The organism is Sphingomonas telluris (genome assembly GCF_022568775.1).
In the GTDB taxonomy this organism is placed as follows: Bacteria; Pseudomonadota; Alphaproteobacteria; order Sphingomonadales; family Sphingomonadaceae; genus Sphingomicrobium; species Sphingomicrobium telluris.
Genome location: NZ_JAKZHW010000001.1, coordinates 1,859,833 through 1,870,928 on the forward strand (window position 1 = coordinate 1,859,833; position 11,096 = coordinate 1,870,928).

Genomic DNA, 11,096 nt, shown 5'->3' on the forward strand with positions numbered 1-11,096 from the left:
ATCCCGGCGCACTCTTCTCCACCCGTAAGGCGGAACTAGCGGCGATAGCCGTACGCGTAGTTGTTACGGTCGAGATCGATGTCCCGGATGTAACCGCGATAGTCGATATTGCACTTGAAGCTCAGCTCACCCTGCGGCTGGTAATTGCCGTAGCCGCCGCCATAGGGATTGCCGCCGTAGCCGGCGCCATACGCGTTCGCCGTAGCGAGGCCGCGGACGCGAAGGCCGCTCGAACGCCGCTCAACCGAGGTGACGCCGAGGACACGGCCCTGGCCTTGTCCGTAACCGGAGGCGCCGTAAGCTCCGTATCCGTAGGGCGAACCGTAGCGGGAATAGCCGTAGTCGCGATCGATACGCTGCTGGACGGCCGCCGCACAACGGTCGACCATCACGCGGTCGTTGCCGGCGGTGTTGTAGCCGCTGTAGCCGTAACCGCCGTACTGACCGCCACCGAGCACCTGGCTGATCACCTGACCGATGCCCCCGGTACCGTAGCCCGGATAACCGGGATAATATTGTGCAGCTGCCGGTGCGGCGCTCGCCAAAGCGGCCAAACCAACGCCACCCGCCACAAACTTTGTAACAGCCTTCATGGCCTTGCTCCTTACCTGTTCGTGCTTGACCGCTTAAACGCATGGCAAGCTCACAGGCTTCCTAAGCCCTCTGCAATGGCGCGCGGCTGAATGGGCCGTTTGCTGGCGTTCAGCTACGTTAACGGCGAAGGTGGAGGTAGCCGGGGTCGAAGTCGGCATATGCGGCGAGCCGCTTGAAATCGTGGATGAAAAGCCGGCCGTTCTTGTGCTCGACCATGTTTGTTTCCCGCAGCGACTGGAGCGTGCGGTTCACGTGGACCCCAGTGAGGCCCAGCGCGTCGGCCAGCATTTCCTGCGTCACGGGCATTTCACAGCTTTCCCCGTCGTTGAGACCAACGGCACACGAGCGGACGAAGATTTCGCAAAAGAGATGCGCCATGCGCGCGTCAGCCGTCAGCCGGCTGTTGCGCGTCAGCCATTCGCGGAAGATCGCGGACTGGACCAGGCTTTCGCGCCAGATGAGCGAGCGGATGTTCGGCCGGCGCTCCATCAGCTCATGCAGGTCGGTATGGAGAACAAGGCAGACGTCACTTGGGACGACCGCGCAAAGCGTACTCTGCACCTTCTCGATGTGTAGCGTCTCGAGGCTCGGCGCATCTGTTGGAATATAGAACGACTGGATCTGCCGCAGGCCGTCACGGCGGCTGCCGTAGCGCTGCAAAAAGCCGCGCAGGACGACCACCGACCACTTCGGAGCGTCACCGGGCTTCAATATATCTTCGTGGCGCTTCAGCGATCGAACTTCGCCACCGAGCCCGAGGATCGCATCCGCGTCCTCATTCGAAACCTGGCCGATGATGGAAAGATGACTGAGCAGCGCTTCGCCGATTGCTCGGTCATTCATCCGCGGTTGGCCCCGGGCCCCGGCATACCCAACAGACTCTCGATACACGCAACTTGGTTTGGCATGACGCCCCTCCCCGACCGATACGGGACTTAGACGCGGCTGGAATCGCGAGCATTAACAAAGGCTAGGAGTCCGAATTTTGGCGGAGGTGCCTCGCAGGTCATGTCGGATGGTGCGCCGCCCTGTGTAACAATGTACAATGGGGACCCTAACGTGGATTAGGGCTGTGGTCCCAGCAGCAGTCTAGCGTAGCGGCACACGCGGGATATCGTTGATGTGGCACAAGCGCTGACCCACCGGCTCGAAGCATTCACGCGCCTGTCGCCAGACGACAAGGAAGCGCTGGCGAAGCTCAGCAAGGTTGCGCGCGTCGTCCCTCCAAGACGCGATCTCATCCGCGAGGGCGAAAAGCCGAAGTTCGTCCACCTGATGGTCGATGGCTGGGCCTGCCGGTACAAGACGCTGCCCGACGGCCGGCGGCAGGTCGTCGCGTTCTTCGTCCCCGGCGATTTTTGCGACCTCAACGTCTACGTCCTAAAGGAGATGGATCACAGCATCGGCGCGATCACGCGCCTGTCGGTCGCCGATATAAGCCGGGACGACATGGACGCGCTGACCACGAACTATCCGCGCATCACGCAGGGACTGTGGTGGGAAGCGCTGGTGAACGCCGCGATTCAGCGCGAATGGACTCTGAATATCGGTCAACGCACAGCCTACGAGCGCATCGCCCATCTGCTGCTGGAGCTATTCCTCCGCCTGCGCACCGTCGGCCTGACGAATGGGATCAGCTGCGACCTTCCGTTGACCCAGACCGACCTGGCCGACGCGACGGGCCTCACCGCAGTGCACGTCAACCGGACGCTTCAGGAACTACGGCGCGACGGGCTGATCGTGCTCGAAAAGCGCCGCCTGACGCTCCCCGACATCGAAGCGCTTATGACGGCCGCGATGTTCAATCCGAACTACCTGCACCTCGACCACGAAGGCCGTTACCTCGATTCAAATCAGTGAAGGTGCGGGCCTCGGAACTGGGGCGCGCAGGGAATGGTTTCGTCGCTGGAATATCTTCCGGCGCTCGCGGAACGCCCAAGCCGAGTGGGAATAGGATGATCGAGGCGCACCTCAAGAAACTTCGCAAGCGCGTGAACATCAGTCGCGAGGAAGAAGAAGCCATCCGCGGCGCGATGTCGGAAGTGCGCGAGGTACGCGCCGACCGAACCATTATCCGGCGCGGGGAGGAACTGAACACCAGCCTCATGCTGCTGAGCGGCTGGCTCGCGCGGACCCGCGATCTAGCAACGGGTCAGCGGCAGGTCAGCGAGCTTCACGTCACCGGCGACTTTGCCGATCTCCACGCCTTTACGCTCAAGCGGCTCGATCACAACGTCATCACCATGAGCCCCTGCACAATTGCGGTTTTTCCGCACGAGAGGCTCGTCCATCTGTTCGAGCGCTTCCCGCATCTGGCGCGGATCTACTGGTTCATAACTAACGTCGACGCCGCCATTCACCGGGAGTGGACCGTATCCTTGGGCCGCAGGTCGGCGCTCAGCCGGATGGCGCATCTCTTTGCGGAACTGCTCGTGCGACTGGAAATCGTCGGTGAGACCGACGGCAACAGCTTCGAATTCCCACTGACCCAGCAGGAATTAGGGGAGTGCCTCGGCCTCACGTCCGTTCACGTGAACCGAACGCTCCAGGAGCTTCGCCGCCGCAACCTGATAGAACTCGAAAACCGCCGGGCGACGATCCTCGACCTGGAAGGACTGCACGACGTCGCGGAGTTTGATCCTTTCTACCTTTATCTCGAGCACCGTGACCGCTGAATAAAATCGCGAACTTTTATCCTATGTGATTCCATGCCGCCCGTAAGTCGTTCAAAAGGCTACTGTAATCAGTGTGCCTGCGGGGCGGGGAATGCAGATGCAAACGGGACAAGCCGATTACTACCGGGCGCGTGAACGGGCCGAGCGTAAGGCCGCCGAGACGGCGCAATGCCCTCAGGCCAGGCGTGCCCACGAGGAAATGGCGAACGCGTACGCGTTGATGATCGAAGCGAACGTCAACCCGCAGCCGAGTTTGGCGGGTAGCGCGTCCAGCTTCTGACGCCCTCGCCGCCTCGGCGTCCCTAATTTCCGAGCTCCAGCCCCGTATACCGCGCGAGGAAAGCGAGCACGTCCGACGCTTCCTCGATGATCTTCGTCGTCGGCTTGCCGGAACCGTGGCCTGCCCGCGTTTCGATGCGGATGAGATGCGGCTCGCCGCTCGGGTCAGCCGCCTGCAACGCGGAGATATACTTGAAGCTGTGACCCGGAACGACGCGATCGTCCGTGTCCGCCGTCGTCACCAGCACCGGCGGGTAATGAACGCCGGCCTTGATGTTGTGATAGGGCGAATAGGCCAATAGCGTTTTGAAGTCGGCTTCCTTGTTCGGATAGCCATAGTCGTCGACCCAGTATCGACCCGCCGTGAAGCGGTCGAAGCGCAGCATGTCCATCACGCCCACGGCCGCGTTCGCAGCGTCGAACAGGTCCGGCCGCTGATTGACCACCGCGCCGATCAGCAAGCCGCCGTTGGATCCGCCCTGGATGGCGAGACCGTGTGGCGACGTGATCCCCTGCGTCTTCAGATATTCGCCGGCGGCGATGAAGTCGTCGAACACATTCTGCTTGTGCGTGAGGCGGCCGGCATCGTGCCATTCCTTGCCATACTCGCCGCCGCCGCGAATGTTCGCCAAGACGTAGACGCCACCCTTCTCGAGCCACGCCAGTCGCGTCGCCGAGAAGCTCGGGGTCAGCGAGACGTCGAACCCGCCGTAGCCGTACAGCAACGTCGGCGCCGGTCCCGTCACATCCTTGCGGCGAACGATGAACATTGGAACGCGCGTGCCGTCCTTGGACGCATAGAAGCGCTGCTCGACCGAATAATCGTCCGGGTTGAACGCGACCTTTGGCGCAGCCCACGTCGTCTCCTCGCCGCTCCTCACGTCGAAGCGGTAGATCGTCGTCGGCTGGTTGAAGCTGGTGAAGGCGAAGAAGGTTTCGGGATCGTCGTCGTCGCCATCGAAGCCCGCGGCCGTGCCGATGCCGGGAAGCTTGACCACGCTCTCCGCCGCGCCGCCGTTCGGTCCGTAGATGCGCACCTCGGTCTTCGCGTCCTTCAGGTAGGACGCGATCAGCTTTCCGCCGACGAGGTTTGCGCCCTCGAGCTTAGCAGCATCCTGCGGGACGATTTCCTGCGGTGCCGCTTTCGCCTTGGCGACATCGATCGTCACGATCTTCTGCCGCGGAGCGCCCTTGTCGGTGACGAAGTAGAAGGTCGATCCGCGGTTGCCGACGAAGCTCCAATTGTTGTCGAACCCGGGAATCAGCACACGCGGCTTTGCGCCCGAACGCTTCAAATCGACCAGGCTCACCTCGAAGCGGGAGTCGGTTCCGCTTGAAGAGCTAACGACCAGCCAGCGGCCGTCGTCGCTGACCGATCCGGTGTTGTTGAGATCGAGCCGCTTTGGCGTCTCGAACACCAGCTTGTCGACCGACTGCGCCGTGCCAAGCTTGTGGAAGTAGATCTGATGGTTCTCGTTGAGCGACTGGTAGGTGCCGCCGGTCTTGGGCGCCGGGAAGCGCGAATAATAGAAGCCGCTGCCGTCCTTCGCCCACGAGAGATCCGAGAACTTCACCCACTTCACTTCGTCGGGAAGCTGCTGTCCGGTGGCGACGTCGAGCACGTGGAGCGTGCGCCAGTCGGTGCCGCCATCCTGAACCGCGTAGAGCAGCTTCGTACCCTGCTCGTTCGGCTGCCATTCGGCGAGCGCGGTGGCGCCGTCCTCCGACCAGGGATTGGGATCGATGAGCACCCGGCCCTCGCCGCTTACGCTGTCGCGGACGAACAGGACCGACTGGTTCTGAAGGCCCGTGTTGTGCGTGTAGAAGTAGCGGCCGCCCTTCTTCTCCGGCACCGCGAAGCGCTCGTAATCGTAGAGCTCGGTAATGCGCTTCTCTAGCCCCTGGCGGCCCGGAAGCGTGCTGAGGAACTGGTTGGTGACCGTGTTCTGCGCATCGACCCAGGACTTCACTTCCGCGTCGGTGCGGACGTCGTTCTCAAGCCAGCGATAGGGGTCGGCGACCTGCACTCCGAACTGGGTTTCAATGAAATCCGTCTTGCGGGTTTGCGGGTAGGTCAATGCCGGTTGAACCGGCTGAGCTGCCTGCGCAGCGTCCGCGGCTTGCGTAGCCATCGCGGCTGCGTCAGCAGCCGCCGCGGCTTCGACTTCGGGATTGGGGCTCATGGCGCAGGCGCCGGCAAGCAAGGCAGCAACAAACACACTCCGACGCATTGGGAACACCCTCCCCGGAACTCAGGTCGCGCGTCGCTAGCAGTAATGCGCCACCGATTCCAAGGGGCGTCACAACGCCAATTGTGAGGGACGCTTTACTCAGGAATATCCCGCAATTTGCGTGCCTTATCTAAAGTTATCTAGTGCTGTATTTACTTTTTCTTTACTAGGGTGCTGCGCGTAAAGCGTAATTTGGCGGCGCGGGACTTGGGGGTTCGCTGCCTTGTCGCTCGATAACTCGGTGTCGAAGTGACAGGCCGACCGTTCCCGGGCCCGATTACGGTAAGAGGCAACCGCCCGACCGTCAGGCCCCGAAACCTACCGACCTGCCAGTACTCTGGGGAAGAGGACTGAGCATATGGTTCATGGTCCTTAGCTAGGCGAGACCGCTGAGAGGTCCGATCTGTCGCGCGGATCGCCGGCGATTTCCCACCCAACAACCAATGCACGAACCGGACCCGCGCGAAGCCGTCCATTCGCGCGCATCCTGGGGGATTAATCATGGCTATCGTCTTCTCGATCGACAACGACCGCGTCGCGGCTGGTACGCAGAACCTGACCACGGATCAGACCGCCGGCACCCAGACGCCTCCCGACGGCAACGACGTCAACATCACGCTGTCGGCGGCCTCGAACATCGACGGCTTTGGTGCCACTGCGAATTCGGTCGATGCTGGCTTTGAAACCTATCTCGCCGGGCTAGGCCTAAGTCCCACCCAGAAGGCATTCGCCGTCAACGTAGACGGCGCGCAGAGCAGCAACACGTTCATCCAGGCGACGGCCAATGGCGGCGAGACGTTCACCGATCTCCGCTTCATCGATCCCGGCGCAACCAACCTGATCACCGGCATGCAGACGCTCGCGGGCGATCCGCTGTACCTGCATGTCGACGCCAGCGGGAACTTCGCAACCGTCACGACGGCGCAGGGCGCCGGCGGAACGGTCGTCGCCGGCTTCGCGCTGATCAATGAGTCCATCAACAATGTGACTCATGTCGCGACCGCCGGTGTCCAGATGGTCACGTTCCAGGCCATCAAGCACACGGACACCAACAGCAACGACGAGACACTCTCGTTCACGGACGTCCTGTCGGTCGGCGCGTCGGCGACGCTGTCCTTCAACTTCGCGCAGCTCGACGCGGGCAACTTCCTGTGGGCAGCGGTCGGCAGCTCGACCTCCGCGATGCTGATCACGGGACAGGATCTGAACGTCACGGACACGGCCGGCGGCAAGCAGGGCGACATCGACAAGGGCGGAACCGACCCGAGCGATGCAGTCAACACAAGCAAGGCGTCGGACACGACGATCGGAATCAACGCACAGCATTTCGCCGACAGCGGGGGCGGAAACCCGACTGACGGATCCGTCGGCGTATTCACCTTCGTCACGGGACTTCAGCCGCTTTCGGGGCAGAATCCGACGTACACGGGGCAGAACGTCAAGCAGATCGACTACAACAATTACATCAACACGAGCGCTTCGGCCGTGAACATCTCGCAACTGACGGGATCGGGCACCGGCGACATGAAGATCGCTCTGTGGGAAGCGGGCGGCGGCACGCCGGCCAGCGGCCAGGATCCGGACCAGGCGGCGGGGTCACTCCTACCTGAAGAGGGATACGCCGACGTTGCCGGCCAGTCGTACAGCTACATCGGCGATCAGGACACCGACAGGCATTTGACGGATGACACGATCGTCAATGTCGGCACCGTCACGATCGGCGCGAACACCTGGAACTGGAACGACGCGAACATCACAACGGGCGTGACAAAAGGCACCGTCACCGTCGCTATCAGCGGCAACTTGATCACGATTCACGGCGCGCAGGCTGGCGACACGATCAACTTCACCGCGCGCGACGATCCTGCCAGCGCGCTCGACGGAACGTTCAACCGCATCACCATCCAGGCGCTGGCGCACAGCGCGTCCTTCGACATCGGTCATATCGACCTGACGCAGGCCACGTCATCTGGCGCAGGTCTCGGCAGCCATCTGTTCGCGGACGACGACGGTCCGGGAATCACAGGGACGCTGACGGGCGCAACCGCGCTAACCGTCGATGAGACCACGCTCGCAACGGACGCAAGCGCATCGTTTGCCGGACAGTTCACGCCGAGCTACGGAACGGACGGCCAGGCCGCGACACCGGTCACTTACGCACTGTCGACACCGGGCGGAGCTTCCGGACTCGTCGATACGGCGAGCGGACAGAACGTCGTTCTGAGCCTGAACGCCAGCGGCCAGATCGAGGGACGGACGGCGACAAGCAACGCGCTCGTCTTTGTCGTCAGCGTGAACGCGAGCGGCACCGTCTCACTCGACCAGCAGCGTGCCGTGGTTCACCCGACCAACGATCCGGATGAATCCAAATCGCTGTCGGCGGCCAACCTCGTCGTGCTTACGGCGACTGCGCATGACGGTGACGGCGACATCGCGTCGTCGCCGCTGAACATCGGCCAGTTGCTCAACTTCAAGGACGATGGTCCGGGCATTAGCGGGACGTTGACCAATGCGCCCACGCTGACCGTCGACGAGACCGTCCTCGCGACCAATGCGAGCGCGTCATTCGCGGCCCAGTTCACCCCGTCGTTCGGAGCCGACGGCCAGGGGGCGACGCCGGTGGCCTACGCCCTGTCCACGCCGGGCGGAGCCTCCGGACTCCTCGATACGGCGACCGGCCAGAGCGTGGTCCTCAGCGTCAACGCCAGCGGCCAGGTCGAAGGAAGGACTTCAGGCAGCGGCGCGCTCGTCTTTGTCGTCAGCGTGAGTTCGAATGGCACGGTCACGCTCGATCAGCAGCGCGCCGTCGTTCACCCAACGAACGATCCGGACGAGTCCAAGTCGCTCCAGGCGGCCAACCTCGTCGTGCTTACGGCGACCGCGAACGACAAGGATGGCGACAGCGCATCGACGCCGCTGAACATCGGGCAGCTGCTCGTCTTCAAGGATGACGGTCCCGGCATCAGCGGCACGCTGAACAATGCGCCGACGCTCACTGTGGACGAGACGACTCTCGCCACTGACGCCAGCGCCTCGTTCGCCGGCCAATTCACGCCAACCTATGGCGCGGACGGCCAGGGCGCGACGCCGGTAGGCTATGCGTTGTCGACGCCGGGCGGCGCTTCGGGACTTGTCGACACGGCGAGCGGCGAAAGCGTCGTGCTCAGCCTGAACGCCAGCGGGCAGGTCGAAGGACGAACCGCGAGCGGTAACGTGCTCGTCTTCGTCGTAAGCGTGGATGGTAGCGGCAATGTGTCGCTCGATCAGAAGCGAGCCGTGGTTCATCCCACGAGCGATCCCGACGAGTCCAAAACCCTATCGGCCTCGAACCTCGTCGTTCTCACGGCAACGGCGAACGACAAGGATGGCGACAGCGCGTCCACGCCGCTGAACATCGGACAGCTCCTCGTCTTCAAGGATGACGGACCGTCGATCACGGCAGTGACGAACACAGGCGCATCCGTGCGGCATGACGAGACGGCTGGAGTCCAGGCCGACACCGACGTCGCCGGATCGGCATTCATCACCGGCAATAGTGGACCCACGGTCGCGAGCCTTTTCACGGGCGTCGGCGCGACGGAGATTGGCTTCGCTCGAAGCACCAACTCCTTGGTGACGGTGACGGGCGGAAGTGCTGGCGCCGATGGTCCTGCGACGCAGGAGCTGAGCTATGCGCTGAGCGTGGTCAACGGCACGCCCTCCGGCGTTTCGACGACCGGCGGCACCGCGATCTTCATGTACAACGGCACCGGCGCGACTGCGGGACTGATCCTCGGCCGGGTGGGCAACGAGAACGGCGCAAGCGCCGACACCCCCAATGGCAGCGGAGCGATCGCCTTCGCGCTTTCGGTGAATTCGCTGACGGGCGAAGTCTTCCAGGCGCAGTATCTGTCACTACTGCATCCAACCGGCGGTGCATCGTCACCCGACGAGACAATCGCCCTTGCGGATGGAGCCGTGCAGGCGAGCGTGTCGAGGACAGACAAGGACGGCGATGTCGCCACGGACTCGAACAACAACATCGGGCTCGAAGTGAAGTTCGATGATGATGGCCCAACCATCACAGGCCAGGCGGCGGGCAGTTTGACGCCGAACGACCTGCAGGTCGCGAACACTCTGAACGCGACGGACTCCAGCTCCTACACGCTGGGATCTGGAGCGGACGGGTTGAAGAGTTTCAACATCGTCGGACCGGCTGACTCGAGCGGTGATTTCACCTGGCAGTACTTTGACGTGGATGGCGTCAACGGCGTCGAGAACAACGAGATCAAGGGCTTCTACAAGGGGAATGCCCTGTACACGTTGGAGCTCAACAACGACGGCACGTACAGCTTCAAGATGATCGGTACGTTGCCGGGTTCAACGCTGAATCTGAGTACTGCCGAGATCAAGGCAGGAGCACCGGACACGAACAGCATCGAAGTCGGCGCGCAAGAGAACGATCAATTCGTTCGTATCTCCGGCGATAGCAGTGTCGGCGCCGGCAACATCAACGAGAGCAATGCCTTTGTGGGCGTGGACAACGGCAATCTGGATACCGGAGAGACGCTGATCTTCACCCTGCACAACGCCAACGGATCGCAGGTGAATTTCACCGGCATCAGCATCGGTACGAAGGCGCCGGCGTCCAGTTACCACGTTGTTGCTCACTTGGTCGGCGGCGGCACCTACGTGCAGGACCTCGCGCTCGCCAAGAATGCGGCGATTCTAGTCGACCCACCGGGCAACGTGCTGGTCAGTTCTATCGAGATCACCAAGACTGCCGGTTCCTCCACCAAGATCGGCATTGGCGACATCGACATCTTCACGCTGCCGGCCGACGTGCAGCTCGGCTTCACAGTCGAACTGAAGGACGGAGACAATGACACGACGACTGCGAGCTTCGTCGTGGACATCGATGGCAACCTCGATGGGAACTACGATTCAAACGTGAATGCGCTGAGTGTCGTGAATCCGCTGAGCAGCAGCACGCTCTACGATCCGTTCGCTCATCAGCATCAGGACCTATTGCTGATGTGACGCTGCGGGCATGACGCGCTCGCGAACCTCGGCGAGCCGTCGGCACGGGGGCAAGGACAGGGCCGCGGGCAGCAACCCCCGCGGCCCTGCTCCTGTGTGCCTCCGAACGGCGAACAGCAGTTATCCAAAGTTATCTATACTTCCGCAGTTCGTTGTTTTATTTAGAGAATTGCGCGTAAAGCTTGTTTGGCGGCGTGGGACTGGGGTCCGCCGCAATTGTCGCTCGATGACGTTCACGTCGAAGTGACAGGCCGATCTTTAAGCGACCGACCTGCCAGTACTCTGGGGCAGAGGACTG

At 62.3% G+C, this 11,096-nt stretch carries 7 protein-coding genes; 4 read left to right on the plus strand and 3 right to left on the minus strand.

The annotated features are described in order from the left end of the window. Nucleotides 1–35: 35 nt before the first annotated feature. Together LZ016_RS09415 and LZ016_RS09420 are read right to left on the minus strand one after the other, a co-directional pair. Entirely contained in the window at nucleotides 36–593 is a 558-nt protein-coding gene (locus LZ016_RS09415; RefSeq protein WP_241447120.1) for a hypothetical protein, read from the minus strand. 118 nt (nucleotides 594–711) lie between these two features. Further along, on the minus strand, nucleotides 712–1,437 hold the full coding sequence (locus LZ016_RS09420) for a Crp/Fnr family transcriptional regulator (RefSeq protein WP_241447121.1): 726 nt from the start codon (nucleotides 1,435–1,437) through the stop codon (nucleotides 712–714). Nucleotides 1,438–1,716: 279 nt separating this feature from the next. Between LZ016_RS09420 and LZ016_RS09425 the strand changes: the two genes are divergently transcribed. The 3 genes from LZ016_RS09425 to LZ016_RS09435 all read left to right on the plus strand — a co-directional run bounded on the left by LZ016_RS09425 (nucleotide 1,717) and on the right by LZ016_RS09435 (nucleotide 3,549). Continuing rightward, complete coding sequence (locus LZ016_RS09425; RefSeq protein ID WP_241447122.1) at nucleotides 1,717–2,454, plus strand: Crp/Fnr family transcriptional regulator; 738 nt, start codon at nucleotides 1,717–1,719, stop codon at nucleotides 2,452–2,454. A 95-nt stretch (nucleotides 2,455–2,549) separates the two neighbouring features. Next, nucleotides 2,550–3,269: a Crp/Fnr family transcriptional regulator gene (locus tag LZ016_RS09430; protein WP_241447123.1), complete on the plus strand. Its 720-nt coding sequence runs from the start codon at nucleotides 2,550–2,552 to the stop codon at nucleotides 3,267–3,269. Between the two features lie 91 nt (nucleotides 3,270–3,360). After that, entirely contained in the window at nucleotides 3,361–3,549 is a 189-nt protein-coding gene (locus tag LZ016_RS09435; RefSeq protein WP_241447124.1) for a hypothetical protein, read from the plus strand. A gap of 22 nt (nucleotides 3,550–3,571) precedes the next feature. On the opposite strand, the gene LZ016_RS09440 is transcribed toward LZ016_RS09435, so the two are convergent. After that, entirely contained in the window at nucleotides 3,572–5,680 is a 2,109-nt protein-coding gene (locus tag LZ016_RS09440; protein ID WP_241447505.1) for a prolyl oligopeptidase family serine peptidase, read from the minus strand. A 600-nt stretch (nucleotides 5,681–6,280) separates the two neighbouring features. On the opposite strand from LZ016_RS09440, the gene LZ016_RS09445 reads away from it, so the two are divergent. Continuing rightward, on the plus strand, nucleotides 6,281–10,798 hold the full coding sequence (locus LZ016_RS09445) for a DUF5801 repeats-in-toxin domain-containing protein (protein ID WP_241447125.1): 4,518 nt from the start codon (nucleotides 6,281–6,283) through the stop codon (nucleotides 10,796–10,798). Nucleotides 10,799–11,096: the final 298 nt, after the last annotated feature.